The organism is Novosphingobium sp. NPDC080210 (assembly GCF_050281025.1).
Classification (GTDB): Bacteria; Pseudomonadota; Alphaproteobacteria; order Sphingomonadales; family Sphingomonadaceae; genus Novosphingobium.
In genome coordinates, this window is the sequence record NZ_JBNNWL010000002.1 from 213,908 (window position 1) to 238,832 (window position 24,925).

Genomic DNA, 24,925 nt, shown 5'->3' on the forward strand with positions numbered 1-24,925 from the left:
CCGAAAGCAACAGGGAGTACCTTCGTGACCTTTTTCAATTCCACCTGCCGCGCCGTGTTGATGGCCGCTGCTGGCTGCATCGCGGCTGCCAGCCCGGCCCTGGCAGAAGATGGGCTTTCCTTTGACAGCGACGGAGCAACCCTGGAAGCGGGCCCGGTCGAGCTGACTCTGGGCGGCCGTCTGCACCTGGATGCGATGACCTATGACAGCGGCGCCGTTAATGCCAGTGACGCCGCAGTTCGCCGCGCCCGGCTGGAGCTTTCCGGCAAGATCACCGATGCTGTGCGCTTCCGCGTCGACCGGGAATTCGCCGGTACCGATGGCTGGCGGAACGCCTGGGTCAGCCTGCGGCCGGCCAAGGGGCTGGAGGTCACGGGCGGCAACTTCACCGTGCCCTTCAGTCTGGAAGAAGCGCAAAGCTCCAACGCCATCACCTTCGTCGAGCGGTCGCCCATCAGCGCGCTTGCTCCCGGATTCGGTCTGGGCGTGGCTGGCAAGGTGGCACAGGACAACTGGACCATCAGCGGGGGCTACTTCGACGATGCCCTCGACGATGCGGACGGGCGGACCAAGGAACGCGGACGTGGCTTTGCCGGACGCGCCACTTTTGCCCCGCTGAAGGCACGGTCGCAGTTCCTGCATCTGGGCGCGGCCTATGAACACCGGTCGTTCCGCGCAGATGAAGTGCTGCGTTTTTCCTATGGCATGGGTTCGAACCTGGCGCCTAACCTGATCACGACCAACACCATCGCGGCCCCGTCCAAGCTGAACAGCGTGGGCGTAGAAGCCGCCTATGCCTTCAAATCGCTGCAAGTGCAGGGGCAGTTCGTTTCCACTTCCGTGTCGCGGAACCTGGCGCCGGAACTGAACTATGGGGCCTGGTATGGTCAGGTGAGCTGGATGCTGACCGGCCAGAAATATGGTTATTCCCGCGGCAGCGGCGCGCCTTCCGGCCCGACGCTGGGGAAGAAGGGCGGCGTCGAACTCGCGGCGCGCTATGGCCAGCTCGACCTCGACGATGCCTCGCTTGACCGGGGGAAGCTCTCCTCGCTTGCCCTGGGTGCGACCTGGTACATCAACCGTAACCTTCGGCTGATGGCCAATTACGTCCGGTCAGAGCGCACGGACACGCTGGTTTCCGGGGACCGCTCGGCCGACCTTGGCGTGGCGAGGTTCCAGGTCGCGTTCTGACGCGCGGAGCAAGCTGGTACCGGGCCCGCGCGGTCCGGTACCACGCGCTCTGAACTGCATATTTTTCATGGCCTTTGCAGAGGCGCCAGAGTAGTGAAACCGACAATGCTGGACCGCCGCCGCTCCCTCAAGCAGAGAACAGCGATCTCTGTAGCTGTCGTTTTCTTGCAGCTGGTCATGACGGTCTTTTTCCTGTTCGATCTGGTGATCGATGTTCGCGCAGGGCCGCTGAGCGTTCACTTTCTGTTTGAATGCATTGCCGCGCTCGGCCTCGCGGCGGGCGTCGTGCTTGGCGCCTTCCAGATCCACTGGCTGCTGGAGCGCGCCCGCGAGGACGAAAATGCTGTTGCGACTGCCAAGGGCGCGATGAGCGACCTCATATCCATCCGGTTCGCCGAATGGCTGCTGACCGAGGCAGAGGCTGACGTCGCGCTGTTCGCTCTTCAGGGTTTCGGGGTTTCCGAAATCGCAGAGCTGAGGAATTCGGCGCCGGGAACGGTCCGCGCCCAACTCGCCAGGGTCTATGGCAAGGCAGGGGTGAATTCGCAGGTAGAGCTCATGGCCTTGTTCACGGATGACCTCGTCGGCCGGTTCGTCAACTAGGCTTGGGCCGCTGCGGGGCGAGGGCTGCGCAGGCCGGCGATGAAGACCAGCGAGGCCGCCACGCCGAATGCGCCAGCGATGACGAAGGCGGGCATATAGGTGCCGGCCTGTTCGCGGATCACGCCTGCTCCAAAGGCGGCAACGGCGGCTCCGATCTGGTGGGCGACCAGGATCCACCCGAATACGATGGTGCCATCGACGGGTCCGAAGGATTCGTTGGCCAGCCGCACCGTCGGCGGGACCGTGGCGATCCAGTCGAGGCCGTAAAATATCGCGAAGATGGTCAGGCTGACCGTGTCGAACTCGATGAACGGAAGCGCGATCAGCGACAGGCCGCGCAGGCCGTAATAGATCGCCAGCAGGCGGCGCGGGTCGTGCCGGTCGGTCAGCCAGCCCGAGGCGGTGGTTCCGATCAGGTCGAAAAAGCCCATCAGCGACAGCAGGCCTGCCGCCGCGACCGGAGCGATGCCGTGGTCGCCGCAAAAGGCGATCATATGGGTGCCGACCAGGCCATTGGTGGTCAGGCCGCAAACGAAGAAGGTTCCCGCCAGAACCCAGAACACCGGCTTGGCAGTGGCCCGTCGCAAGGCTTCGATGGCGAGCCAGGGGCTTGCCGCCTGCTTGAGTTCGGGCGGCGGGGGGCTGTCATGCGTTTCGCCAAAGCGGCGGTGGCCCCTGGCTTCGGGGCGTTCTGGCACCAGCAGCGCCACCAGCGGGATCAATGCGGCGCAGGACAGGCTGACCGCAAGGGCAACCGGACGCCAGTCGATCCCTTGCGAGAGCCAGGCCATGAAGGGCAGGAAGACCAGCGCGCCGGTGGCCGTGCTCGCGCTGAGAAAGCCCATGACCAGGCCCTGGCGCGTGGCGAACCAGCGATTGACGACGGCGGCCCCCAGGACAGAGGCGACCGCGCCCGATCCGATGCCCGACAGGACGCCCCAGGTCAGGACGAAATGCCACGGCAGGGTCATCCACTGGCTGGCAAAAGTGGCGGCGGCCATCAGCGCCAGTCCGCCCATCATGGTGCGCCGGATGCCCAGCGACATCATCAGGGCCGCAGCGAAGGGGCCAACCAGGCCGTAAAGCAGGATGCCCACGGCGGCCCCGAACGAGATCGTTGCCCGGTCCCAGCCAAAGTACAGCTCCAGCGGCTGCATCATCACGCCGGGGGCAGAGCGCAGCCCGGCCGAAAACAGCAGGGCCAGGAACGTGACCGCCACGACAAGATAGGCGGGATGGGGAAGGCGGCGGATCATGGGTGGCGGCTATCCTGCGGGATCGCCGCTGCCCATAGGCAAATTCGGAAGGTGCGTCAGCAGTCCTTTTTACCCCTCCGCCGCCTGACGAGGCCGCCACGTCGCCTGCGCATTGAAACCATGCCCTGCCATGCCCAACTTGTTGCAAGGCGTTTGCAATCTATGGCGCGCCGCCGTGGCTTCGGGCAGAACGGCAAGGCAGTGCAAGGCAAGGAGCAGCAGGGATGGATTGGGCAAAGGTGGTTCAGCTGGCCAGGGGCGCGGACAATCCGGCGCCGCGCCGCGTGGAAAAGAGCGAGTCCGAATGGCGCGCGCAGCTTGGCCCGGATCAGTTTCAGGTGACCCGTCTGGCAGGGACGGAGCGGCCCTTTTCCAGCGAGATGTGCAGCCTTTTCCAGCCCGGCCTTTACGCCTGCGCCTGCTGCGATACCGAGCTGTTCGACAGCACGACCAAGTTCGAAAGCGGCACCGGCTGGCCCAGCTTTGGCGCGCCGGTGGCCGATGGCGTGATCGGCTATCACCTCGATGAAAGCCACGGCATGATCCGGGTCGAAGTAACCTGCAACGTTTGCGACGCGCATCTGGGCCACGTATTCCCCGATGGTCCGCCGCCGACGGGTCTGCGCTATTGCATCAACGCCCTGTCGCTGGAGAAGATTTCCGCCTGATGCTGAATTTCGACCATAGCCTGGCGCGCGAGCTGGACGGGTTCTACGTCCCCTGGCAGGCAGCCCAGCCGCCCGCGCCGCGCATGGCGGTGTGGAACGCCGCCCTGGCCGAGGCTATCGGGCTGACCGAAACCGATCAGGATCAATTGGCGCGGTGGTTTTCCGGGGCGGAGGAAGTGCCGGGATCGCAGCCCCTGGCGCTGGTCTATGCGGGCCATCAGTTCGGGCATTTCAACCCGCAGCTGGGCGATGGCCGCGCGCTGCTGCTCGGCGAAGTGATCGCGCCGGACGGGGCGCGGCTGGACCTGCAATTCAAAGGCTCTGGCCCCACGCCCTATTCCCGGCAAGGGGACGGCAAGTGCGGGCTGGGGCCGGCCTTGCGCGAATACCTGATTTCCGAAGCCATGGCCGCGCTGGGCGTGCCGACCACCCGCAGCCTTGCCGTCGTGCTGACGGGCGAGGGGGTCTGGCGCGAAACGCCGCAGCCAGGGGCCGTGCTGGCCCGCGTCGCATCCAGCCACTTGCGTGTCGGCACCTTTGAATGGGCCGCCGCGCACAAGGGGCGCGAAGCCGTGGAGCAATTGGCGGACTATGCGCTGAGGCGCCATTTCCCGGAGCGGCTGGGCGAGCGCAACCGCCCGCTCGCCCTGCTGGATGCGGTGTGCGAAGCGCAGGCCGCGCTGGTCGCCCGGTGGATGAACCTCGGCTTCGTTCACGGGGTGATGAACACCGACAATGTCACCATCAGCGGCGAGACGATCGACTTTGGCCCCTGTGCCTTCCTCGATGCCTATTCAGCCGGGCAGGTGTTCAGTTCGATCGACCGGCAGGGCCGCTATGCCTTTGCCAACCAGCCGGTGGTGTGCCGCTGGAACCTCTACCGCCTCGCCTCGGCCCTGATCGAGGCGATTGTCGAAGTGGACGAGGGCGACAACGAAGCGGCCCGCGTGATGCTGGAACAATGGGGCGCACGCTATGACCGCCACTGGATCGCCGCGCTGCGGCCCAAGCTGGGCCTGACCCTGGCCGAGGAAGGCGACCTGGCACTGGGGCAGGCCCTGTTTGCCGCACTGGAGGGACAGGGGGCAGACTTTACCCGCCTGTTCCGCGCGCTGGGTGCCTCGCTTGAGGAAGGCTATGGCGCGGTTGCCGCGGAATGCACCGATCCTGCGGCCTTGCAGGAATGGTGGAACCAGTGGCAGGCCCGTCTGGCGCGCGAAGCTGCCCCGGCAGAGCAGCGCCGCGCCGCGATGGATGCGGTCAATCCGCTCTACATCCCGCGCAACCACTTGACCGATGCCGCGCTGAAGGCGGCAGAGGGCGGGGACTTTGCCCCGTTCAGCGAGCTGCTGGACGTCGTGACCCAGCCTTTTGTCCGCCGCGAAGGGCTGGAGCGGTTCGAACATGGCGCGCCTGCCGGAACGCCGCCGCACGTCACCTATTGCGGGACGTGATGGCGACCGGGCGGCGCACCCGGCTGGGCGTGCTGGCGCTGGTCGCGCTGCTGCACGTCGCGGCGATCCTGGGCCTGATCCGCGCTTTCGCGCCTGACTTCACGAGCCAAGCGGTCGACAAGGTGCTGTCCACCTTCACGGTAACGATCACTGCCCCGCCTCCTCCACCGCCGCCTCCCGCGCCCGAACCCAAGGCAGCCGGGGCCGAAGGCGCGGCGGGGAAGAAGGCGGTGCCCAGCGCTGCGAAAGCGCCGGAGCCGAAAATCCCGATTGCGAAGGCGCCTGCGCCGAAAGCCAGTTCAACCGGGTCATCCGTCACCTCTGGCGCGACCAGCCAGGGCAATGGCACTGGCGCCGGGGCCAGCGGTGAGGGAACGGGTGCGGGCGGTTCGGGCAGCGGACAGGGTAGCGGCGGGGCCAGCAAGGCGGTCCATATCTCTGGCCAGATCAACAACGCCCGCGACTTTCCGGTGCCAGAGGGCGGGCGCGAGGCGCGGATCGGCAAGTCGGTGATCCTGGCGCTGACTGTCGCCCCGTCGGGCCGCGCCACGGCCTGCCGGGTCTATCGCTCCAGCGGCTTTCCTGAAACCGACGCCAAGGCCTGCACGCTAGCGATGCAGCGCCTGCGCTTCAAGCCCGCGACCAATGCCGCGGGCGATCCGGTAACTTCCACCTTCTACTGGCAGCAAAAGTTCTTTTTCTGACGCGGCCGATCACGGCTGCTGCGTGATGCGCAGCATGGACGTGTCATAGCCCAAGGCGCGGACCCGGCCGATCAGTTCGTTCAGCCTGGCCTGACCCGGCGTGGCATCGCGGCTGAGTATCCACAGGTAGCGCCCGGATGGCTCGCCAACGATGGACCAGGAATAGTCGTCCGCGTGGTCCAGCACCCAGTAATCGCCATAGAACGGGCCGAAGAAGCTGACCTTCAGCTTGGCATTGGTGGCCGGGTCGACGATCTTGGCGCGCCCCTTGGCATCCTTGATCGTGCCATCCGGCTTGCGGCAGCGGTTGAGCACGGAGATCATGCCATCCTCGCGCCGGGCATAGTCTGCCGATACGCCTTCGCAGTCCTTCTGAAAGCCCTGTTCATAGCGGGCCAGTTCGTACCAGCGGCCCAGATAGCGGCTGATCTCCACCGGCTTGGCCGGTTCGGGCACAGCGCGGTTGCCGACCGGATGCTTCGAAAAGACCGTGGCGCAGCCCGACAGGGCAAGGACGCCAAGGGCAAGGGCGGGGATCAGCAATTTGCGGTTCATGGGACTACCTTTGTCTGCCTTTGCCTGAACATAGGAATGCACCGGGCTTTTCACCAGCACAGCCTGCGGCTAGCCTTGGCTTCATGATCGCACAGACCATCCAGCTTGCCCTGGCCCCGGTGTTCGTCCTGGTGGCCGTCGGAAACATCCTCAACCTGCTGTCCAGCCGCCTGGGCCGGGTGGTCGACCGCTCGCGCAAGTTGCAGGAAAAGCACGTTCACGTTGAAGGGCGCGACCGCGATGAACTGGTCGCTGAAATCCGCATGATCGACCGCCGCATCTTCCTGATCACCCGCGCGATCCGCCTGATGGTCATCAGCGGCCTGTTCATCGGCACGACGGTGGCCGTGCTGTTCCTGGAGGAACTGGTTAAGCTGAACCTGCAGCGCGTCGCGGCGGCAACCTTCCTGATCGCGGTCGGGCTCTTGATGTGGGCCCTGGTCCTGTTCCTGCGCGAGACGCAGGTTTCAGCCCAGCAACTGCGCATTCCCCGGATGTACCTGGAGCTTTGACAAGCGAGCGGCGCGCCTTTGCGCGAGCGTTACTTCAGCAGCTTCTGCCCCTTTTCCGCAATCACGCCGCGGATCATCGGCTCGACGAAGGACAGCGCGGGCGGCAGGTCCAGCTGGAAGATTACCGCCTCTTCCTCGACGTCGATCACCGTGTTGATGGCTTGGCCCATGGCCTTGACCGCCATGGTCATGCGGTCCTCGCCCGGCCAGTCCACGGTCACGTCCGCGCCGCCGGGGATCAGGCCTGCCGCTTCGTGGCTGCGCGCCTTCAGGCGGCGCTTGGCCTCTTCCTTGCCCAGTTGGTGAGGGATCGGCACGCGCATCAGGTGTTCTCCTTCGGCGCGTCGATGGCGTCGCCGTATTTGTAGTCGAGGTAACGGGTGGTGATCGCCAGGTTGTCGATCGCGCCGGCGGCAAGCTGCCGGGTGACGCTGTCGATCTCGGCGCTGATCTTGCCCAGGCTGTCGGTCAATTGCTGGTCGGGACTGGCGCCCGCATTGGCCTCTGCCCGCAGGTGGCGGGGGATCGAGGTATAGGTGGAGACCAGGCCGGGCAGCGTTTCGCCCACCAGTTGCCGCACGTCGCGCGCGGCGGGCGCATTGGGGTCCAGCCCGTCGAGCTGCTGGCCCAGGGCATCCAGTTGCAGGCCGATGTGATCGACCAGTTGCACCGCCGGTGCGGGCAGGGCAGGTCGCTGGCTCTCCAGCCACAGTTCGGTGCGTCCGACCAGCGATCTGACATCGCCCTTGGAGAGCGAATCGCGGGTCGGCACCTTGACCTTGGGCACCACGGCAAAGGCGGTGACGGCGGCGAAGATCGCCAGCATGGTGACGATGATCCCGCCCCAGCCGATCCCGTCAATCACCACGCCCACGGCCATGGCGGCGAACAGGATGCCGAGCACGGCCATGGCCGCGCGCTTGACCTGGCGCAGCGCGTGCTGGCGTTTCAGCGCAGCAGAGCGCCGTCCAATGGAGTTGCGCCGACCGCCTGCTCGCTGGTCATGGAGCGAGCGGCGCGCGGCGGTCAGGATTTGATCCGACCGATGGGATTCGCCGGCCATCAGATCCTTCCCCCCTGGGGGAGGTGGCAGCCCGGAGGGCTGACGGAGGGGGAATGCCATTCCGCCCCGCCTGCCAACATGCCCCCTCCGTCCCGCCGTTGGCGGTCCACCTCCCCCAGGGGGGGAGGATCGAAACAGGACGTCATGATTACCCCTCCAGGCTCAGCAGGCTGGGCGCGTCGCTGGCCACTTGCGCCTGGTTCGCGCCTTCGGCCCGGGCGATATAGCCCTTGGACTTCTCGACCTCTGCCGAAAGCGTGGTCACGGTCTGCTTCATGCTGTCCAGCGCCTTGACCTTGAACGTGTCGATATTGTCCATCGTGTCATAGATGTTCTGGAACGCGCGTTGCAGCGTTTCGAGCGGGATCGTGCTGGACGAGGCCATTTCGTGGATCTTGCCGGTCTGTTCGCGCAGCAGGGTGCCGGTGGAATCGATCAGGCCCGCCGTGGTGGAATTGAGCGCGGTGACCTGTTCCAGCACCAGCCGCTGGTTGGCCATGGCCTGCGATACGGTGACCGCCGTGCGCAGCGCGGCGACGGTAGTGGTGCTGGCGCGGTCCACGCCCTTGACCAGTTCGACGTTGTTCTTCTTGACCAGGTCGAGCGCGAGATAGCCCTGCACGGTCACCGCCATCTGGGTCAGCAGGTCTTGGGTGCGCTGACGGACATAAAACAGCGCGCTTTCGCGGATCGCCTTGGCCTTGGCCGGATCGGTCGCGTCCAGCTCGGCGGCGGTTTCCTCAAGCTTGGCATCGAGCGTCCTGGAGATGTGGATCATCTGCTCAAGATTGCCCATCGCCTCCCACAGCTTCTGCCGCTCAACATCAATCGCGGCATTGTCCATCAGCAGCTCATCCTTGCCCGAGCTGAGGTGGTTCAGGATCGCCTGGATGTGCCCCTGCGCGCTTTCATAGGACTGGAAATAGCGCTTCATCGAATTGCCGAAGGGGATGATGCCCAGGAATTTGCGCCCCTTGGACAGCTTGCCCTGCTTGCCCGGATCGAGCGTTTCGACCGTCTTGCGCAGTTCGGCCAGATTGGCGCCGACGCCGGAATCCTTGTCCATCGCGCGGACGGGGCGATCCAGGAAGCGGTTGGACATCCCCGCTGCCGCCATGATCTCCTTGCGGCCCATATTGGTGATCTGGTCCACCTTCTTGCCGAATTCGGGCGAATTGGCATCGGCGGAAACCAGATCGGCCACGAAGGCATCGACCTTCTCTTCCAGCTTGGACCTGTGCTCCGGCGATACCGGAACCAGCCCTGCGGCCTTTTCCGCTGGAACCACGGGTACGGGATCGGGCGGCGTGAGCGTCAGGGTAGGGGCTTCGGTTCCGGTCGGCGTGGTGGCCATGGCAGTCGTTCCGTATCCTTGCAAAAACGATGCTGCCAATGTGGGACTACCGCCCGCGCTATGCAAGCTGTATTATGCGGGCAATACGGGTTGGGGATCAGGTGCCAACGTCAAGGGTCACGGCTTCTGGGCCCGGATTGGGTTCAGGCCGATTGGGTGCCGGGGCGGGCGGCGTCACCGGGCGTGTGTCAATCGCGTCGACCGGCCTGACGGCAGTGGAACCGGAGGCATCGCGCGGTCTTACCGCACCCTTGTCGATTGCCTCCCGCGTGAGGTCGAGGATGCTGGCCGGGGTGCAGATCATTTCGTGATCGGTCAGCTGGCGGATCGCCACATCGAAAGTCAGGCCCTGCGTTGCAGCAATGGCGGTGCGGTGCGTATCCAGCGCGCGCATGGTCAGCCCGCGTACCGAACTGATATTGTCGGCGTTGAACAGGAACTGTTCTTCATAGATCCTGAGGCCCGCATTGGCGAAAGTCGTGCCCGCGGCCAGAAGGGCAAGATAGTCGCTTTCCTCTCGCTCGGACGAGAAATTGACCACGGCGAAGACGCTGGTGATCAAGGCGGTGACGGGGGCGATCAGGCTTCGCGTCAGGCGGGTCTTTTCCTGCGAGGCGCCCTTTTGCGCGAAGTAGTCATTGCAGCGGACCTTGACCAAGGTGAAACCGCTTTCCAGCATCGCGCCGGCTTTTTCCGCGTCGGAGGTATCGGCCAGGGAACGGCAGACCTGCCGGGAGAAGTTGAGTTCCAGATTGCTGAGCGGACCGCCTCCAGCCCTTGACGGGCTGGACGTGAAATTGCCCGCGCTGTCGCAAACCCCGTTCGGTGCGGAAGGCGAACCATCGACATGGGCAAGCCGCACCGGCATCGCTGGACCCTTGATTCCAGGCGTCGCACAGGCCCCCAGTCCCAGTGCGAGAAGCGACACCATCCCTGCCTTTGCGAACCGCATGCGCCCACCTCCCCTCGAATCGAATGTTGTTTCGATTCAAGGGGTTGTAAGGCGGGCTATGGTCCGGTCAAGCGGGCGCCAGCTTGCGGCAACCGCTTCAGGCCGCCAGCTTGATCGGCTCGATCTCGCCCGAAAGGTACTGCTTCTTGGCCTTGGCGCGGCTCAGCTTGCCGGAGCTGGTGCGCGGCAGGGTGCGCGGCGGCACCAGCTCGACGATGGCCGAATGGCCCAGGATCGAGCGGACCTTGTCGCGGATCGTGTCGTGCAGCTTCTGGCGTTCGACCGGATCGGACACGCGGCAGTGGACCAGCACCGCGACGGACTCTTCGCCGGTTTCCGTCTCGACCGAGAAGGCCGCGATGTCGCCGTGGTTGAAGCCGGGCAGCTGTTCCACGGCCCATTCGATGTCCTGCGGCCAGTGGTTCTTGCCGTTGATGATGATCATGTCCTTGGCGCGGCCAACGATGAACAGGTAGCCATCGACCAGATAGCCCATGTCGCCCGTGTCCAGCCAGCCATCCTGCATGCAGGCCTCGGTTGCTTCCGGGTCGCGGAAATAGCCGACCATGACCGACGGGCCCTTGCACCAGACCTTGCCGATGTGGTGATCGGGCAGGACATGGCCGCTCTCGCCCCGGATCTCGATCGCCATGTCCTTCACGGCCTTGCCGCAGTTGACGATGGCGCGGTAGCGGGCCGGGCGTGACAGGTCGCGCGGGGTGCCGGACAGGCGCTCTTCCTCGACCAGTTCGACGCGGATGCCTTCGCCCGGCGGCATGATGGTGACCGCGAGGGTCGCTTCGGCCAGGCCGTATGACGGCAGGAAGGCGCTGGCCTTGAACCCGGCCGGGGCAAAGGCATTGACGAAGCCCTGCATCACGTCGGGCCGGATCATGTCTGCCCCGTTGCCGGCAATGCGCCAGCGCGACAGGTCGAACCGTTCGGCCACGTTGCTCTGGCTCGAAATGCGGCGCGCGCAGATGTCATAGCCGAATGTGGGCGAATAGGAGCACGAGGTGCCCGGATTGCGGCTGATCAGGTCCAGCCAGGCCAGCGGACGGCGGGCGAAATCCTCGGTCTTGAGGTAGTCGACCGAGATCTGGTTGGCGATCAGCGACAGGAAGCAGCCGACCAGGCCCATGTCGTGATACCACGGCAGCCAGGAAATGCAGCGGTCGGACTGCTGGATCTTCATCCCCTCGCTATGCCCGGCCAGGTTGTTGAGCAACGAGGCATGGGTCACGGCCACGCCGTGCGGGAAGCGGGTGGAGCCGCTGGAATATTGCAGATAGCAGATGTCGTCCGGCTGGGCCTCGGGCAGGGCGCAATCGGGCGCTGCACCGGTCGCGAAGTCTTCCCAGGTGATCCCTTCGCAGCCCTGGCGATCGGCCGCAGCCTTGGTCATTTCCGCGATTTCGGCCGGATAGAACAGCACCTTGGGATCGCTGCTGGCCAGCTGGACCGCCAACTGGTCGATATAGGCTTCCTTGCCGCCGAAGCTGGTCGGCAGGGGCAGCGGCACGGGCCAGGCCCCGGCATAGACGCAGCCGCAGAACAGGGCGGCAAATTCCGGGCCGGTTTCCGCGATCAGGGCCACGCGGTCGCCCTTCTGGATGCCGTGGGCAACCAGGCGGCGCGCCATGTCGAGCGCGTCGTCACGCAGCTCGCTATAGGGATAGACCCGCTTCAGCGTACCGCGCGGATCGTGGAAATTCATGCCCCGCTTGCCCTGCGCGGCATAGTCCAGCGCCTCGTTGAACGTGGCGAAGTCGGAAAAGCGGCGGGGCAGATCGTCTTCGTTGGGCGTCGGTACCAGCGTGACGCCAGCATTCGGCTCCAGGACAGAAGCATCGGTCATGCGTAAAAAGCCTGTTCTTTCAATGCGCTTCGCCGTTAATTCGGCGTAAACGCGCAGATGCACCAAAACACGGGTCCCTGTAGCCCGCTTTTACAGGATTTTCCAATCGGGGCACAGTGTGGCACGATTATGGCCGATGACTGGCGGCAGGATGAACAAGCGCGGCGAAAAACGCCTTCCCCAGCCGCTGGATAGCGCGCGGCTGGAAGAACTGGCCCTGGCCTATGTCGCCCGCTTTGCCACCAGCGCGGCCAAGCTGGAAGGCTATCTGGCCCGCAAGCTGCGCGAGCGCGGCTGGGAAGGGGAAGGGGCCGCGCCGATTGCGACGCTGGTCGAACGCTTCGTCCGCGCCGGCTATGTCGACGATCTGGCCTATGCCCGGGCCAAGAGCGGCAGCCTGCTGCGGCGCGGCTATGGCCAGCGGCGGATCGGCCAGGCGCTGCACGCCGCCGGGATCGACGAGCAGGTCCGCGATGAGGTCCGCGTCAGCAAGGGAGAGGAGCGCCGCGCTGCCCTGGCCATGGCGCGCAAGCGCGGCTTTGGCCCGTTCGGACGCGCCGAGCCGGATCGTCCGCAGCGCGAAAAGCAGATCGCGGCCATGCTGCGCGCCGGTCACCGGCTGGACAGCGCCCGCGAATTGGTCAATGCCGCGACGCAGGAAGCCGCGCTGGAATGGGCCGGTCAGGGCGAAGAGGACGAATGATGCGGGGATATCTGCTGGGCGCAATCGCACTGGTTCTGGCTGCCTGCTCGCCCGGTGCCAGCGATGCCGCGCCGCAATCGACGCAAGCCGCGCCAGCGGTTCACCCGGTTTCCGGCCTGCCGGTCGTTCCCCTGAAAGTGACCAGCGGCAGCAAGGTTCACCAGTTCCGGGTCGAGCTGGCCCGCACCCCGCAGGAACAGGCCAAGGGGCTGATGTTCCGCACCGAAATGGGGCCGGACGAGGGGATGATCTTCCCCTTCGATCCCCCGCGCGGGGCCAGTTTCTGGATGCGCAACACGGTGATCCCGCTCGACCTGATCTTCGTCGCCCCCGATGGCCGGATCAGCAACATAGCCGCCAATGCGATCCCCTATGATGAAACCCCGCTCTATTCGGACGGAGAGGCCAAGGCGGTGCTGGAATTGAACGGTGGCCGTGCGGCAGAACTGGGGATCAAGCCCGGCGACCGGGTGGAGTGGTAGACTGCTCGAAAAAAGTGCCTGGCAAACCGGCTTCGACAGGCTCAGCCTGAGCGGAGTTGGTGGGGCGACCTGGCTTTTGCCTCTTGAGACGACATTGCCCCCGCTCAGCCTGAGCCTGTCGAAGGCGTCCGGCTCTTTGATCCATCCCGATCCGTTCATCGCGGCGCCGATTTTTCTCTTCGCAAAGGCCCGAAATGGCCCGGCCACCTTGCGCGCGGGGGGCAAGAAAGGCTAACGGGCGCCCATGGGATTCTTCGGCAAGCTCTTCACCTGGTGGAACGGCGCGACCGTCACCACTTCGCTCAATTCCGCGCTGACCGGTGAAAAGGTCGGTACGGACGCGCAGGGCAATACCTATTACCGGGCCAAGAAGCCCTATCCGAAGGGGCATCCCTTTGCCGGCAAGGAACGCCGCTGGGTGATCTACAACGGCGCCAACGACGCCAGCCGGGTGCCGGCCGAATGGCATGGCTGGCTGCACGGCTCGTTCGATGGCGTGCCCGAATCGAACCTTCCGCCGCCGCGCATTTGGGAGACGGAGTTTTCCCCCAATGCCACCGGCACGCCGAACGCGCACCGCCCGCACCGCGACCGGGACCGCCAGGACACCGCTTACGAGGCCTGGTCGCCGGAAGCCTGATGCGCTTTCGCCTGCTCCTGCTGACCGCGCCATTCGCGCTGGCCGCCTGCAACGGCGGTGACGGAGCCGATCCCGAAGCAACCGAAGTCCCGCAGGAAGTGGCCGGACAGGCCTCGGCCAGCCAGGTCGTCGAAAACGAATATGGCACCCCGGTAAAGGACCGCGTGGCAACGCTGGGCCTGCTCAACAAGCGCAACAACGTCTTGCAGGACGTCGTGCTCAAGACGGGTGAGGCCAAGCGGATCGGCAATGTCACGATCAAGCTGGCCACCTGCGAGCGCAGCCTGCCGTGGGAGCGTCCGCCCGAAACAGGCGCTTTCGTGCAGGTTTTCGTCGAAGAACGCGCGGCATCCGATCAGCCGCTGGCCTGGCGCAAGGTCTTTTCCGGCTGGCTGTTCAAGAATTCGCCCGGCCTCAACGTGGTCGAGCATCCGGTCTATGACGTCTGGGTGAAGGACTGTGCAATGAAGTTCCCGGGCGAGGAGGACAGCCCCGCCGCCGCCGCATCGCCCAGCAGTGCGGCAAAGCCCGCCGGCAGCGAAAGCGCCGCGCCGGAAGCGTCGGCATCGCCTGCGGCCAAGCCTTCAGCCAGTCCCGCGCCCAAGGCAGCAGCCCCGGCTCCTGCGCCCTCCGTCGATCTTTGAGCCGCGACCAGCCGCTCGACATATTCCGCCTGGCTGATTTCGACTGCGCCCATCGTGGCCAGGTGTTCGGTCATGAACTGGCAATCGAGCAAGCGCGCCCCGGCCCGCTTCAGCGCGGCAACCAGCCAGGCGAGCGCCACCTTTGACGCATTGGGCATCCGGCTGAACATCGATTCGCCGCAGAACACGGCGTCAAAGCCGACCCCATACAGCCCGCCGACCAGGTGCCCCTGGTGCCAGCATTCGATCGAATGGGCTGCGCCTTCCTCGTGCAGGTCCAGATAGGTCCGCTCGATTCGGTCGCTGATCCAGGTTCCCCCCGCATCGCGGCGCGGACCGGCGCATTCGCGGATCACGGCGGGGAAAGCGGCGTTGCAGGTGACTTCGAAAACACCTTTTCGCAGAATCTTCGCGAGCGAGCGCGAACAGTGGAAGCCGTCGAGCGGCAGGATCGCGCGGCGGCGCGGTTCGACCCAGAAAATCTCGGTATCGTCGCGCGAATCCGCCATCGGGAACAGGCCGGTGCGATAGGCCATGAGCAGCATATCGGGATCGATCGGCGGAGGAGGGGCGGGAGCGTGCACGGCAATTCTTTTTATGGACCCTTGCGACACGCTTGTCATCTTGCAGTCTTGCGACTAGAGCGCCTTCCGCCTGCAGGAGTGTAGCTCAGTTGGTAGAGCATCGGTCTCCAAAACCGAGGGCCGCGGGTTCGAATCCTGCCACTCCTGCCAAGCACCGCTTCCATCCAGACCGAATGCCGCGATGCCCGATGACGCTTCTCCAGTGCCGTCCAGCCAGCATCGCATGAGCGCGCGTGGGTGGCTGCGGGCTGAACCTAACCCCACCGAATTCCTCTGGGTCGGCCTGTTCCTGGCGCTGCTTTCCGCGCTGCCGGTGCTGGTCGCCACCTATCCGCAGATGGTCGACTATCCGGCGCACCTGGCGCGGATGCACATCATGCTGACCCGCGACAGCAGCCCGTTCCTGCAGGAATATTACGGCTTCTCGTGGCGCTGGATGGGCAACCTGGGGGCGGACATCCTGGTCTGGCCGCTGACCTGGTTCGTCAGCCTGGAAACGGCGGGGCGGATCATGGCGGGGATCATTCCGCCGCTGACCGCCATGTCGATCCTGGCGGCGGAGTGGGCGGTGCGGCGGCGAATCGGCATGGCATCGATGCTGGCCTTCGCCTTCGTCTGGTCGCCTTCGGCAATTCTCGGCTTCCTCAACTTTGGCCTCGCCCAGGCGGCGGCGCTGTTCGCCTTTGCCCTGTGGGTCATGCTGGACGGCAAGCCGTGGCGCGCGCCGCTGTTCGTCCCCATCGGGATCTTCGTCTGGCTGGGCCACGTGTCGGGCTGGGGCATCCTGGGCATTCTGGTTTTCGGCTACGAATGGTCGAAGGACAAGTCGTGGCGCGCCTTCCTGGCGCCCTGGCCGCTGTTCTTCCCGTTCCTCTCGCTGATCCTGGGCGACAATCCGGGCAAGCCACCCAGCTATGGCCCCGCGCCGCAACTCTACAAGTGGGCGATCTGGAAACAGGCGATGCGCGGCACGTTCCAGTGGGTCGACTATGCCATGACCATCGCGGTGGTCGTGCTGATGGCTGTGTCGCTGTTCTTCAGGAAGTGGGACGGCAAGCTGGGTTGGGCCGCGATCATGATGCTGGTCTCCTCGCTGGTCCTGCCGCGCCATATCTTCGGCGGCGACCTGGTCGATGCGCGGATGATCTCTGCCGGACTGATGGTCGGCTGCTTGTGCCTTTCATGGCGCGCGCCGCGCTGGGTGATCCTGCTGGTCCCGGCGGTCTTCCTGTTCCGCCTGGGCTATACCACGGTCGACTGGCACCGCGATTCGCGCGAGACGGCCGAGGCACTGACCGCGCTGGAGGGCCTGCCCCAGGGAGCCAAGGTGGCCAGCTATGTCGTCACCGAGCGAAGCGAATGGGGCTTCAACGGCAAGGAACACATCTGCGGCTATGCCGTGGTGCGGCTGGACGCCTTCACCAATTGCAACTTTGCCCTGCCCGGCATTCACATGATGACGATCAACGGCGGCGGCCCGTTCTTCCGCGATCCGTTCCACCGCCTGAACCACCGCACCGGGCGCAAGATCGACATTTCCGACTACAGCCCCGCGCTGTTCACCGATTACCTGTGGTACGTGGGCCAGACCTGGCCAGTGAAGATTCCCGAAGGCTATGTCGTGGAGCGCAGCGGGCGGACCTGGTTCCTGGCAAGGCGCGTGGCACCGGCCAAGCCGCAGCCCTGACCGGCGATCAAGCCGAGCCTGCTTGCAAAACCGCGCCCGGATGGCTAAGTGCGCATTCGTCATCCGACATCGGAGATCATCGCTGCCCCTCCCGGCCAACCAGGGCCGGGGCGGCGCTGTCCCCTAGGCGGAAGACACGAGGCATTTCAGCAAGGCGAGTGAGCGAAAGATGGCCAAGTTCAATCCCGGCGAATTCATGCGCCAGGTACAAGCCGAAGCCCGCAAGGTGGTTTGGCCCAGCCGTCAGGAAACCGTGACGACCGCGATCTTCGTGGGGATCATGATGGTCATCCTTGCCCTGTTCTTCCTCGGCGTCGATTCGGTCTTCGGCAAGATCGTTCAGTTCCTCCTGTCGCTGGCCTGATCGGCCCGGCACGCAGCATAGAGATTTCCCATGGCTCGCTGGTACATCATCCACGCCTATTCCGGCTTTGAGAACAAGGTGAAGGAATCGATCCTTTCCGAAGCCGAGCGCAAGGGGCTTGAGGCCCTGGTCGAAGCGGTCGAAGTGCCGCACGAAACCATTACCGAGGTCAAGCGCGGCAAGAAGGTCCAGGTCGAACGCAAGACCATGCCCGGCTATGTCCTGGCCAAGCTGACCCTGAACGACGACGTGTATCACCTCGTCAAGAACACTGCCAAGGTCACCGGTTTCCTCGGCCCGAACGGCAAGCCGCAGCCGATTTCCGACCGCGAAGCCGCGCGCTATTTCGGCGCCCGCGATGCCGCGGCGGCAGAGCCGAAGAAGCACGTTTCGGTCGATTACGAGATCGGCGATTCGGTCAAGGTTCTGGACGGTCCGTTCAGCACCTTCACCGGCGTTGTCGAAGAGCTCGACTTCGACAAGAACCGCGTCAAGGTTTCCGTCTCGATCTTCGGCCGCGCCACGCCGGTCGAACTGGACTTCGACCAGGTCGAACTGGTCAAGTGACGGCACCGTTAGCCGTCACCTGAAACAAGATCAGGTGACGGGAGCGGCAATCCGGGGCGTTTGACGCTCTGGGCCCCGGCCTGCGCCGGGGTGACGAAAAGGGGCGTCGCGCGAGCCAGAGCCCACACGTCACCCTGAACTTGTTTCAGGGTCCATCGGGCCGGAAGCACCTGTGCGTGCCGGAAGAGGCCAAGGACGCTGCCTCGCTTGCTCCAGGGATCGGTAGGGATAACCGCGCCATGGACCCTGAAACAAGTTCAGGGTGACGGGGTTTGCGGAGTTTTGTTGCAATTGCGCGCGTCTTCGCCTAGGCGCGCGCCTTCGCTTTGGCTTGCCGGGGCGATTCCGTGCGGGAGATGGACTTCGGCCCATCGTTTGACCGCTCACTCTGCGGCTCCTTTTCGGGGGCCAACAGGAAGAAAGGAGGCCCATCGTGGCCAAGAAAATTGAAGGCTATATCAAGCTGCAGGTGCCCGCGGGCTCTGCTACCCCGTCGCCGCCGATCGGTCCGGCGCTGGGTCAGCGCGGCGTGAACATCATGGAATTCTGCAAGGCGTTCAATGCCGCCACGCAGGAAATGGAAAAGGCCATGCCGATTCCGACCATCATCACGGTCTATGCGGACCGCAGCTTCACCTTTGTCACCAAGACTCCGCCGGCTTCGTTCCTGATCAAGAAGGCCGCCAACCTGAAGTCGGGCTCGAAAGAGCCGGGCAAGGTTTCGGCCGGAACCATCGCTCGCTCGAAGCTCGCCGAAATCGCTCAGACCAAGTTCAAGGATCTGAACGCGAACGACATCGAACAGGCCACCAAGATCATCGAAGGCTCCGCCCGTTCGATGGGCCTTCAGGTTGTGGAGGGCTAAGAACATGGCAAAGCTGACCAAGAAGCAGAAGTCGCTGAACGAAAAGCTGGGCGACAATCAGCAGCACTATGGCGTCGAAGCCGCTATCCAGCTGCTCAAGGATCTCAAGACCACCAAGTTTGACGAAAGCCTGGAAGTCTCGCTGAACCTGGGCGTCGATCCGCGTCACGCCGACCAGATGGTTCGCGGCATGGTCGTGCTGCCCTCGGGCACCGGCAAGGACGTCAAGGTTGCCGTCTTCGCGCGTGGCGACAAGGCTGAAGCAGCCCTGGCCGCCGGCGCTGACAAGGTTGGCGCCGAAGACCTGCTGGACGACATGCAGGCTGGCAACCTGGACTATGGCCGCGTGATCGCCACGCCGGACATGATGGGTCTGGTTGGCCGCCTCGGCAAGGTGCTGGGTCCGAAGGGCCTGATGCCGAACCCGAAGCTGGGCACCGTCACCCCGAACGTCGCTGAAGCGGTCAAGGCTGCCAAGGGCGGCCAGATCGAATTCCGCGTCGAAAAGGCCGGGATCATCCACGGCGGGATCGGCAAGCTGTCGTTCTCGAACGAAGCGCTGAAGGCCAACTTCGAAGCTTTCGTTGACGCCGTGGTCAAGTCCAAGCCGTCGGGCGCCAAGGGCAAGTACGTCCGCAAGGTCGGCCTGTCCTCGTCGATGGGCCCGGGCCTGAAGATCGACCTGGCGGAAGTGCAGGGCGCCTAAGCGCCTTACGCTGCCAAAGGCATGAAAAAAGGGCCGGGGAGCATATGCTCTCCGGCCCTTTTCCTTGGGCGCACCAGGGAGGTCAGTACGCCTGTTCAACCAGGTTGAGCGATTGCGGCGGAAGGGCAATTCCGGCCTCCGCGCCGTTGCTCCAGACCAGCTGGCCCACGATCGGATCGAAACCGGCGAAATCGACCGTGACCTCGGCACCTTCCGTGTTGCTGAAAAAGGCCCCTGCCACCCGCAGGCCGCTGGCGGAAACGTCCTTGACCTGAACCGGGGCGCCGCTGACGCTGATCGGGCTTGCGACGGGCTGGGGATAGCGCGGTTCGGCGCGGTGGTCTGCCGCGCGCCTGAGCATCTGGCCGATCCGTCCGATCAAGCCCTGGCCCGAAGGCTGCTTGTACCGTTGCAGCGGCGATTGATCGGCAGCGGCGATGCCGGAGAGAATCTGCTGGCGACGGGATTGCTTCGGCGGCGCAGGCGGCGCTGGCGCAACTGTCACGGCACCTACTGCCTCGCTTGCCTGCGGCATGAAGCGCGCCGCGACAGCGGGATGCAGCGGGGTGATGAATTCAAGCCCCATGCGCGGCCCGCACTTCCACGCGAGGTTGACCGGAAGGCTTTCCAGCCCCGGCAGGCGCACCCAGATCTGGGCATCTCTGCGGAACAGGACCGGGCCTTCCAGCTGGCAGCCGAATGAATTGAAATCGATCAGGCGCGCTGCGACGGCATTGCGGCCGCGCTCACGCATGAGCACCTCTATCCCGACGGGCGCGCGGTCATGCCGGCGGCGCTCATCCTGCGGATTGTCGAGTTCGGAACTGGTCGTCACGTCACACTCCAAAGCAATGGACTTCGGTTGGTGCGGCCCGTTCTTGTTGCTGTCACTTTGCCCAGCAATCTGCCCACTGCAAGTGCTGGTTTTGCCTTGTGCCACAATGGGATGAACAGGCATGGTTAAGTTAAGATTGCGGCGTGTTAACTGTCCGCGTCCAGGTCCTCGTGCGATCCCGCATTGTCCTTCAGCGGGGTGATGAACCACAAGGTTGCCGCCGTGATGACCGCCAGGGCCACGGCCACGTCCAGGCTGCCCAGGCCAACGGCCACGCCCACGGCGCCGGTGATCCACAGGCTGGCGGCGGTGGCAGTGCCCTTGACCGAATCCCCGCGCCGCAGGATCGCGCCGCCGCCGATGAAGCCCATGCCGGTGATCAGCCCTTCGACCACGCGGGCCAGGGCTTCCGGGCTGGAGGCGGTCACCGGCTCGACCGCCTGGACAAAGCCGCAAGTGGCCACGGCCACCAGGGGAAAGGTTCTGAGGCCCGCGCTGCGCTCTTCCAGTTCGCGGTTCCAGCCGATGGGCAGGGCGAGCACATAGGCAATCAGCAAGGCCAGGCCGTGCCGCGCAATGTCCCATCTGGCTGGATCGATCAGGTCCGACATTCCGCCGATCAAACGGCGGGCGCGGCGGATAGGTTCCGCTGCGCGGGCGCGATCAGCGCGCTACGGCCAGGTTCGCCGCGCTATAGCATTCCACGACATAGGCGAGCGGCTGGCCATCGGGCAGGCGCAGCAGGGCGCGGTGGATCAGGATCGTGTCGGGCGGGCAGAAGTCGGCGCGGCCGCGTTCCTCCAGCAGCCGGACCCGGCGAAAGCCGAGCGGCGCGGCGACCTTGCCGAACGGCGTGTCGCTTTCGGCCAGGGCGCGGTTCATGTCCGGGGTCAGCCGCGACGGAGCGAACCAGTTGTAGGCTTCGGACAGGATCGTATCCCCGCAAGCGAGGCGGACGTGGCGATAGCCCACCGGCTCCTGCTCCTTCAGGCCCAGCATGGTGCGCGTTTCGGGTGCCGCTTCGGTGCTGCGGCCGACCACGCTGGCGCGGATCGAGGCGGCCTGGGCAATGCCGTGCCGCTCGCACCACTGGCCCAGCGCGGCAGTGGCGCTGTCCTGCGAGGCCAGAACACGCTCAAATTCTTCGATCGTGGCGGCGGAGGTAGCCGCGGCCCCCATCAGCGCCGCGACCAGCAGCGGATCAGACACCGCCGGGAACAGCCTCGCGCCCCAGGGCACGCAGGCCGGTGCTCAAGGCGTCGCAGCAGGCTTCCAGCACGGCGGCATCGGTGGAGCGGACAACGAAGTTCGCACCAACCCGGCCTTCGCGGAAGAACGGATAGCTGCCGATGGCGCAGCCGTCGTGATCCTGCTCGGTCTTGCGCAGCAAGTCGGCGATCTCGCTCTCCTGGACCCAGGAGCCGATGGTCTGCGACAGGACGGGCAGGCCCCCTTCCAGCGAGCCAGTCAGCGCGTCGAGCATGCCTGCGGTGATCGAGGGGACGCCCGCCATCAGATAGACGTTGCCGATCTGGATGCCGGGCGCGCCGGACATGCGGTTGGGGATTAGTTCCGCGCCTTCCGGCACGCGGGCCATGCGCAGCCGCGCTTCGTTCAGCCCGCCGCGCGGTTCGTAGTATCGCTCCAGGATCGCGCGGGCTTCGGGGTGGATCACCACGCCCACGCCAAAGGCCTCTGCCACGGCGTCCACCGTGATATCATCGTGGGTCGGGCCGATCCCGCCGGTGGTGAAGAGGTAGTCGTTGCGCGCGCGCAGGGCGTTCACCGCTTCGACAATCGCCGCCGTATCGTCGGCCACGACCCGCACTTCGGACAGGCGGATGCCCTGGACGTTGAGCCAGGTGGCAACCTGGGCGACGTTCTTGTCCTGCGTGCGGCCCGAAAGAATCTCGTCGCCAATGACGAGCAGGGCGGCTTTCCAGATGCGGGAAGGTTCGGTCATGCGTTCGACTTAGGGCGGTGCGCCCGCTTCGACAAGCAGGGCCGGGGCGGACCGGCTAATTTTGATCCTGTCCGCCCCTGGTCCCTTATGACTCAGTTGACCAGTTCCCGCGCCCGGGTGAAGTGCAGCACGCCATCGTCAATCGGCGCCTGGCGCATGTCGATCCGGTCCTTGCGGTATTCCTGGTTGAGCCGCCACGGCAGGGCATGGGCATTCCTGGGCATCAGGTGCTTGCCGCGCTGGATATAGCCGGAGGAGAAATCGAAGATGTCGTCCACTTCCGGTTCCTCGCCCGGGGCCATGGCCGGGGTGGCGGCAACCGCGCCAATCGCGTCCATCTGCTTGAACAGGCGGGTCAGGTATTCGGCGATGATGTCCACCCGCAGGGTCCAGCTGGCGTTGAGATAGCCGAACACGCCCGCCATGTTGGGCACGTTGGAGAACATGCAGTTGCGGTAGAAATAGGTCTGCCCGAAATCGACCGGCTTGCCATCGACCGCCACGTTGATCTTGCCCGCAAAGGTCATGCGCAGGCCGGTGGCAGTGACGATGATGTCGGCATCGAGGTGCTTGCCCGATTTCAGCTTGATCCCCTTGGCATCGAAGCTGTCGATCTGGTCGGTCACCACGCTGGCCTTGCCCTGGTTGATCGCGCTGAAGAAATCGGCATCGGGCACCAGGCACAGGCGCTGGTCCCACGGATCATAGGGCGGGGTGAAATCGGCGGCGGAGTAATTGTCGCCCAGGTGGGCCTTGAGCTGCGCAGTCAGGTAATCCTTGACCTTTTCCGGAGCGCCGCGCGCCCGCTTGAACATCAGGTCCTGCATGAAGATGTTCTTGGCGCGGGTCAGGGCATAGGCCAGCTTTTCCGGCAGGAAGCGGCGCAGCAGCTTGTTGAACCCGTCGCGCGCCGGACGGCTGACCATCCAGGTCGGCGTGCGCTGCAACATGGTGACGTGCCCTGCGCCGTTCAAAGCCATGGCCGGAACGATGGTGACCGCCGTCGCGCCAGAGCCGATCACCACCACCTTCTTGCCCTGGAAGTCCATGTCGCCCGGCCAGAACTGCGGGTGGACGATCTGCCCCTTGAACTTGTCGCGCCCGGCAAAACCGGCGTCATAGGGATCGTCATAGTCGTAATAGCCCGCGCCCAGGAACAGGAAGCGGCCCTTGTAGCGGCTGTGCTTGCCATCGGCGGTTTCGGTCACGACGGTCCAGGTTGCGGTCTTGCTGTCCCAGTCGGCACTGATCACCTTCTGGCCCAGCCGCATGGTCTGGTTCAGCTCATACTTGTCGGTGATCCGGTCCAGATATTCCAGGATCGAGGGGCCATCGGCGATGGACTTTTCGTGAGTCCACGGCTCGAACGAAAAGCCCAAGGTGTGCATGTCGCTGTCCGAACGGATGCCCGGATAGCGGAACAGGTCCCAGGTGCCGCCCAGCCGCTCGCGCCGGTCGAGCATGACAAAGCTCTTGTCCGGGCATTCGCGCTTCATGTGGACAGCCATGCCGATGCCGGAAATTCCGGCGCCGACGATGATCATGTCGAGGCATTCCTCGATCGGTGTGTGGGCGTTCATCGCTCCGCTTCTCCCAAGTCAATTTACATTTATGTCAGCAATAACCGCTTTCACGCGGGATTGCCAGCATCATGCCGCTTTGGCAGACCATGGCAATGCCGATCATTGCCGCGCGCCGCTATGCCGGTGGAAAGCCGTCCGAAAATTCGCTGCCCGTCAATGGGCAGAGCCGCACCGCGCTGGACAAGGGCAGTTTCGACTGGATCGGGCTGGCCGATCCCACGGCGGAGGAGATGGAGCTGGTCCGCGCCCAGTTCGGCTTGCATCCGCTGGCGGTGGAAGACGCGCTCAACCCCACTCAGATGCCCAAGATCGAAGTCTATGGGCAGCAACTGTTCATCGTCGCGCGGACCGCTGCGGTGCAGGAGGGGGAAAACATCGCCTTTGGCCAGACGGCGATTTTCCTCGGCCACGATTTCATCGTCACGGTCCGGCTGGGATCGACCCGCGCTCATTCCGCCCTGCGCGAACGGCTTGAGATCGATGCCGAGCGTCTGGCCGAAGGGCCAGACTATGTCGCCCACGCGGTGCTGGACTTCATCGTCGACGGGTTCCTGCCGATCCTGGAAAAGTTCGAGGATTCGGTCCAGACCATGGAAGAGAACGCGATCGAGCAGTTCCCCGAACCCTCCACCATCCGCCGCATCTTTCGCCTGCGCCGCCAGTTCCGCCGCTTCATGCGGATCGTCGGGCCGATGGAGGAAGTGTGCGAGCGGCTGACCCACACCGAACTGCCGGTGATCGATCCTTCGGCCCGGATCTGGTTCCGCGACGTGCTGGACCACGTGCGCCGCGCGCTCGCCCGGATGAACGGGCTGCGCGATACTCTGGCCAGCATTGTCGAAACGGCGAGCCTGCTCGAACAGCACCGGCAGGGCGACATGACCCGGCAGCTGGCCTCGTGGGCCGCGATCCTGGCCGTGCCCACGGCGATTGCCGGAATTTACGGAATGAATTTCGATTACATGCCGGAACTGCACAGCCGCTGGGGCTATCCTGCTGTTCTTGCTGCGATTGCCGCGATCTGCGGCGGGCTGTGGCTGCGCTTCCGGCGGATCGGCTGGTTGTGACCCGAGCGAGATAATCGTGGACGGGGCAAGACTGCTGTAGCGAATCTGTCTTACTCCTGTCATTG

28 protein-coding genes, 1 tRNA gene and 1 pseudogene are annotated in these 24,925 nt (G+C 65.0%); 17 read left to right on the forward strand and 13 right to left on the reverse strand.

Going from position 1 to position 24,925, the window contains the following annotated elements; genetic code table 11:
• Positions 1 to 24: 24 nt before the first annotated feature.
• Complete coding sequence (locus ACQKOE_RS06865) at positions 25 to 1,191, forward strand: OprO/OprP family phosphate-selective porin (RefSeq protein WP_427512116.1); 1,167 nt, start codon at positions 25 to 27, stop codon at positions 1,189 to 1,191.
• A gap of 177 nt (positions 1,192 to 1,368) precedes the next feature.
• Positions 1,369 to 1,794 (forward strand): helix-turn-helix transcriptional regulator, encoded by a 426-nt coding sequence (locus ACQKOE_RS06870; RefSeq protein WP_427512117.1) that lies wholly within the window; start codon positions 1,369 to 1,371, stop codon positions 1,792 to 1,794.
• On the opposite strand, the gene ACQKOE_RS06875 is transcribed toward ACQKOE_RS06870, so the two are convergent.
• Positions 1,791 to 3,050 (reverse strand): MFS transporter, encoded by a 1,260-nt coding sequence (locus ACQKOE_RS06875; RefSeq protein ID WP_427512118.1) that lies wholly within the window; start codon positions 3,048 to 3,050, stop codon positions 1,791 to 1,793. The genes ACQKOE_RS06870 and ACQKOE_RS06875 overlap by 4 nt on opposite strands.
• Positions 3,051 to 3,274: 224 nt before the next feature.
• Here ACQKOE_RS06875 and msrB point away from each other — a divergent pair, with 224 nt between their 5' ends.
• From msrB to ACQKOE_RS06890, 3 genes are read left to right on the forward strand one after another with little or no spacing between them, the layout of a single operon-like run.
• Positions 3,275 to 3,718 (forward strand): peptide-methionine (R)-S-oxide reductase MsrB, encoded by a 444-nt coding sequence (gene msrB, locus ACQKOE_RS06880; protein WP_427512119.1) that lies wholly within the window; start codon positions 3,275 to 3,277, stop codon positions 3,716 to 3,718.
• Positions 3,718 to 5,172 (forward strand): protein adenylyltransferase SelO, encoded by a 1,455-nt coding sequence (locus tag ACQKOE_RS06885; RefSeq protein ID WP_427512120.1) that lies wholly within the window; start codon positions 3,718 to 3,720, stop codon positions 5,170 to 5,172. The genes msrB and ACQKOE_RS06885 overlap by 1 nt, the downstream gene beginning before the upstream one ends.
• Complete coding sequence (locus ACQKOE_RS06890; protein ID WP_427512480.1) at positions 5,172 to 5,876, forward strand: TonB family protein; 705 nt, start codon at positions 5,172 to 5,174, stop codon at positions 5,874 to 5,876. Before ACQKOE_RS06885 ends, ACQKOE_RS06890 begins: the two co-directional genes overlap by 1 nt.
• Positions 5,877 to 5,885: 9 nt before the next feature.
• On the opposite strand, the gene ACQKOE_RS06895 is transcribed toward ACQKOE_RS06890, so the two are convergent.
• The gene (locus tag ACQKOE_RS06895) at positions 5,886 to 6,431 is read right to left on the reverse strand and encodes a lipocalin family protein (RefSeq protein ID WP_427512121.1); all 546 of its coding nucleotides are present in this window, start codon (positions 6,429 to 6,431) and stop codon (positions 5,886 to 5,888) included.
• A gap of 83 nt (positions 6,432 to 6,514) precedes the next feature.
• Between ACQKOE_RS06895 and ACQKOE_RS06900 the strand changes: the two genes are divergently transcribed.
• Positions 6,515 to 6,943 (forward strand): DUF2721 domain-containing protein, encoded by a 429-nt coding sequence (locus ACQKOE_RS06900; protein ID WP_427512122.1) that lies wholly within the window; start codon positions 6,515 to 6,517, stop codon positions 6,941 to 6,943.
• 29 nt (positions 6,944 to 6,972) lie between these two features.
• Here ACQKOE_RS06900 and ACQKOE_RS06905 read toward each other — a convergent pair whose 3' ends face one another.
• From ACQKOE_RS06905 to ACQKOE_RS06925, 5 genes are all read right to left on the reverse strand, one after another.
• Positions 6,973 to 7,266, reverse strand: a complete 294-nt coding sequence (locus tag ACQKOE_RS06905; RefSeq protein ID WP_374592018.1) for a polyhydroxyalkanoic acid system family protein — start codon at positions 7,264 to 7,266, stop codon at positions 6,973 to 6,975.
• Positions 7,266 to 8,006, reverse strand: a complete 741-nt coding sequence (locus tag ACQKOE_RS06910; RefSeq protein WP_427512123.1) for a hypothetical protein — start codon at positions 8,004 to 8,006, stop codon at positions 7,266 to 7,268. Before ACQKOE_RS06910 ends, ACQKOE_RS06905 begins: the two co-directional genes overlap by 1 nt.
• Before the next feature lie 148 nt (positions 8,007 to 8,154).
• The gene (locus ACQKOE_RS06915) at positions 8,155 to 9,360 is read right to left on the reverse strand and encodes a toxic anion resistance protein (protein WP_427512124.1); all 1,206 of its coding nucleotides are present in this window, start codon (positions 9,358 to 9,360) and stop codon (positions 8,155 to 8,157) included.
• A 97-nt stretch (positions 9,361 to 9,457) separates the two neighbouring features.
• On the reverse strand, positions 9,458 to 10,288 hold the full coding sequence (locus tag ACQKOE_RS06920) for a hypothetical protein (RefSeq protein ID WP_427512125.1): 831 nt from the start codon (positions 10,286 to 10,288) through the stop codon (positions 9,458 to 9,460).
• A gap of 121 nt (positions 10,289 to 10,409) precedes the next feature.
• Complete coding sequence (locus ACQKOE_RS06925; RefSeq protein WP_427512126.1) at positions 10,410 to 12,170, reverse strand: fatty acyl-AMP ligase; 1,761 nt, start codon at positions 12,168 to 12,170, stop codon at positions 10,410 to 10,412.
• Positions 12,171 to 12,306: 136 nt separating this feature from the next.
• Between ACQKOE_RS06925 and ACQKOE_RS06930 the strand changes: the two genes are divergently transcribed.
• From ACQKOE_RS06930 to ACQKOE_RS06945, 4 genes and pseudogenes are all read left to right on the forward strand, one after another.
• Positions 12,307 to 12,873, forward strand: a complete 567-nt coding sequence (locus ACQKOE_RS06930; RefSeq protein WP_427512127.1) for a regulatory protein RecX — start codon at positions 12,307 to 12,309, stop codon at positions 12,871 to 12,873.
• Complete coding sequence (locus ACQKOE_RS06935) at positions 12,873 to 13,355, forward strand: DUF192 domain-containing protein (protein ID WP_427512481.1); 483 nt, start codon at positions 12,873 to 12,875, stop codon at positions 13,353 to 13,355. Before ACQKOE_RS06930 ends, ACQKOE_RS06935 begins: the two co-directional genes overlap by 1 nt.
• 244 nt (positions 13,356 to 13,599) lie before the next feature.
• Positions 13,600 to 13,995 carry an NADH:ubiquinone oxidoreductase subunit NDUFA12 gene (locus ACQKOE_RS06940; protein WP_374590699.1) on the forward strand — a complete coding sequence of 132 codons (396 nt, stop codon included), beginning with the start codon at positions 13,600 to 13,602 and terminating at the stop codon, positions 13,993 to 13,995.
• A pseudogene (locus tag ACQKOE_RS06945) lies at positions 13,995 to 14,396 on the forward strand (DUF2155 domain-containing protein); the annotation flags it as partial. The gene ACQKOE_RS06940 and the pseudogene ACQKOE_RS06945, both read left to right, overlap by 1 nt.
• Positions 14,397 to 14,431: 35 nt before the next feature.
• Here ACQKOE_RS06945 and aat read toward each other — a convergent pair.
• Positions 14,432 to 15,184, reverse strand: a complete 753-nt coding sequence (gene aat / locus ACQKOE_RS06950) for a leucyl/phenylalanyl-tRNA--protein transferase (protein ID WP_427512482.1) — start codon at positions 15,182 to 15,184, stop codon at positions 14,432 to 14,434.
• Between the two features lie 113 nt (positions 15,185 to 15,297).
• Between aat and ACQKOE_RS06955 the strand changes: the two genes are divergently transcribed.
• From ACQKOE_RS06955 to rplA, 6 genes are all read left to right on the forward strand, one after another.
• Positions 15,298 to 15,373: transfer RNA gene (locus ACQKOE_RS06955), tRNA-Trp, on the forward strand.
• Between the two features lie 73 nt (positions 15,374 to 15,446).
• A complete protein-coding gene (locus tag ACQKOE_RS06960; protein ID WP_427512128.1) occupies positions 15,447 to 16,910 on the forward strand; it encodes a hypothetical protein in 1,464 nt (487 codons plus the stop codon).
• A gap of 169 nt (positions 16,911 to 17,079) precedes the next feature.
• Positions 17,080 to 17,274 (forward strand): preprotein translocase subunit SecE, encoded by a 195-nt coding sequence (gene secE, locus ACQKOE_RS06965; RefSeq protein WP_374590695.1) that lies wholly within the window; start codon positions 17,080 to 17,082, stop codon positions 17,272 to 17,274.
• A gap of 30 nt (positions 17,275 to 17,304) precedes the next feature.
• Positions 17,305 to 17,841 (forward strand): transcription termination/antitermination protein NusG, encoded by a 537-nt coding sequence (gene nusG, locus ACQKOE_RS06970; protein WP_374590693.1) that lies wholly within the window; start codon positions 17,305 to 17,307, stop codon positions 17,839 to 17,841.
• Positions 17,842 to 18,274: 433 nt separating this feature from the next.
• Complete coding sequence (gene rplK / locus ACQKOE_RS06975) at positions 18,275 to 18,706, forward strand: 50S ribosomal protein L11 (RefSeq protein ID WP_374590691.1); 432 nt, start codon at positions 18,275 to 18,277, stop codon at positions 18,704 to 18,706.
• A gap of 4 nt (positions 18,707 to 18,710) precedes the next feature.
• Entirely contained in the window at positions 18,711 to 19,412 is a 702-nt protein-coding gene (gene rplA / locus ACQKOE_RS06980; RefSeq protein ID WP_374590689.1) for a 50S ribosomal protein L1, read from the forward strand.
• Positions 19,413 to 19,494: 82 nt separating this feature from the next.
• Here the strand turns inward: rplA and ACQKOE_RS06985 are convergent, their stop codons facing one another.
• From ACQKOE_RS06985 to ACQKOE_RS07005, 5 genes are all read right to left on the reverse strand, one after another.
• Positions 19,495 to 20,247 (reverse strand): PilZ domain-containing protein, encoded by a 753-nt coding sequence (locus tag ACQKOE_RS06985; RefSeq protein ID WP_427512129.1) that lies wholly within the window; start codon positions 20,245 to 20,247, stop codon positions 19,495 to 19,497.
• Between the two features lie 146 nt (positions 20,248 to 20,393).
• On the reverse strand, positions 20,394 to 20,858 hold the full coding sequence (locus ACQKOE_RS06990) for an MgtC/SapB family protein (protein ID WP_427512130.1): 465 nt from the start codon (positions 20,856 to 20,858) through the stop codon (positions 20,394 to 20,396).
• A gap of 52 nt (positions 20,859 to 20,910) precedes the next feature.
• On the reverse strand, positions 20,911 to 21,456 hold the full coding sequence (locus tag ACQKOE_RS06995; protein ID WP_427512131.1) for a hypothetical protein: 546 nt from the start codon (positions 21,454 to 21,456) through the stop codon (positions 20,911 to 20,913).
• Positions 21,449 to 22,210 carry a competence/damage-inducible protein A gene (locus tag ACQKOE_RS07000; RefSeq protein ID WP_427512132.1) on the reverse strand — a complete coding sequence of 254 codons (762 nt, stop codon included), beginning with the start codon at positions 22,208 to 22,210 and terminating at the stop codon, positions 21,449 to 21,451. The genes ACQKOE_RS06995 and ACQKOE_RS07000 overlap by 8 nt, the downstream gene beginning before the upstream one ends.
• A gap of 92 nt (positions 22,211 to 22,302) precedes the next feature.
• A complete protein-coding gene (locus tag ACQKOE_RS07005; RefSeq protein ID WP_427512133.1) occupies positions 22,303 to 23,790 on the reverse strand; it encodes a flavin-containing monooxygenase in 1,488 nt (495 codons plus the stop codon).
• A 95-nt stretch (positions 23,791 to 23,885) separates the two neighbouring features.
• Here ACQKOE_RS07005 and ACQKOE_RS07010 point away from each other — a divergent pair, with 95 nt between their 5' ends.
• Positions 23,886 to 24,860, forward strand: coding sequence for a magnesium and cobalt transport protein CorA (locus ACQKOE_RS07010; protein WP_427512483.1), 975 nt, complete (start codon positions 23,886 to 23,888; stop codon positions 24,858 to 24,860).
• Positions 24,861 to 24,925 lie beyond the last annotated feature (65 nt).

Coding starts and splice junctions, on each gene's coding strand:
- aat (WP_427512482.1), bottom strand. CDS start 15,184: ATGCTGCTCATGGCCTATCGCACCGGCCTGTTCCCGATGGCGGATTCG.
- ACQKOE_RS06990 (WP_427512130.1), bottom strand. CDS start 20,858: ATGTCGGACCTGATCGATCCAGCCAGATGGGACATTGCGCGGCACGGC.
- ACQKOE_RS06885 (WP_427512120.1), top strand. CDS start 3,718: ATGCTGAATTTCGACCATAGCCTGGCGCGCGAGCTGGACGGGTTCTAC.
- ACQKOE_RS06960 (WP_427512128.1), top strand. CDS start 15,447: ATGAGCGCGCGTGGGTGGCTGCGGGCTGAACCTAACCCCACCGAATTC.
- ACQKOE_RS06875 (WP_427512118.1), bottom strand. CDS start 3,050: ATGATCCGCCGCCTTCCCCATCCCGCCTATCTTGTCGTGGCGGTCACG.
- ACQKOE_RS06915 (WP_427512124.1), bottom strand. CDS start 9,360: ATGGCCACCACGCCGACCGGAACCGAAGCCCCTACCCTGACGCTCACG.
- nusG (WP_374590693.1), top strand. CDS start 17,305: ATGGCTCGCTGGTACATCATCCACGCCTATTCCGGCTTTGAGAACAAG.
- msrB (WP_427512119.1), top strand. CDS start 3,275: ATGGATTGGGCAAAGGTGGTTCAGCTGGCCAGGGGCGCGGACAATCCG.
- ACQKOE_RS07000 (WP_427512132.1), bottom strand. CDS start 22,210: ATGACCGAACCTTCCCGCATCTGGAAAGCCGCCCTGCTCGTCATTGGC.
- rplA (WP_374590689.1), top strand. CDS start 18,711: ATGGCAAAGCTGACCAAGAAGCAGAAGTCGCTGAACGAAAAGCTGGGC.
- ACQKOE_RS06890 (WP_427512480.1), top strand. CDS start 5,172: ATGGCGACCGGGCGGCGCACCCGGCTGGGCGTGCTGGCGCTGGTCGCG.
- ACQKOE_RS06910 (WP_427512123.1), bottom strand. CDS start 8,006: ATGGCCGGCGAATCCCATCGGTCGGATCAAATCCTGACCGCCGCGCGC.
- ACQKOE_RS06905 (WP_374592018.1), bottom strand. CDS start 7,266: ATGCGCGTGCCGATCCCTCACCAACTGGGCAAGGAAGAGGCCAAGCGC.
- ACQKOE_RS06895 (WP_427512121.1), bottom strand. CDS start 6,431: ATGAACCGCAAATTGCTGATCCCCGCCCTTGCCCTTGGCGTCCTTGCC.
- secE (WP_374590695.1), top strand. CDS start 17,080: ATGGCCAAGTTCAATCCCGGCGAATTCATGCGCCAGGTACAAGCCGAA.
- ACQKOE_RS06900 (WP_427512122.1), top strand. CDS start 6,515: ATGATCGCACAGACCATCCAGCTTGCCCTGGCCCCGGTGTTCGTCCTG.
- ACQKOE_RS06935 (WP_427512481.1), top strand. CDS start 12,873: ATGCGGGGATATCTGCTGGGCGCAATCGCACTGGTTCTGGCTGCCTGC.
- ACQKOE_RS06930 (WP_427512127.1), top strand. CDS start 12,307: ATGACTGGCGGCAGGATGAACAAGCGCGGCGAAAAACGCCTTCCCCAG.
- ACQKOE_RS06940 (WP_374590699.1), top strand. CDS start 13,600: ATGGGATTCTTCGGCAAGCTCTTCACCTGGTGGAACGGCGCGACCGTC.
- ACQKOE_RS06925 (WP_427512126.1), bottom strand. CDS start 12,170: ATGACCGATGCTTCTGTCCTGGAGCCGAATGCTGGCGTCACGCTGGTA.
- ACQKOE_RS07010 (WP_427512483.1), top strand. CDS start 23,886: ATGCCGATCATTGCCGCGCGCCGCTATGCCGGTGGAAAGCCGTCCGAA.
- ACQKOE_RS07005 (WP_427512133.1), bottom strand. CDS start 23,790: ATGAACGCCCACACACCGATCGAGGAATGCCTCGACATGATCATCGTC.
- ACQKOE_RS06870 (WP_427512117.1), top strand. CDS start 1,369: ATGACGGTCTTTTTCCTGTTCGATCTGGTGATCGATGTTCGCGCAGGG.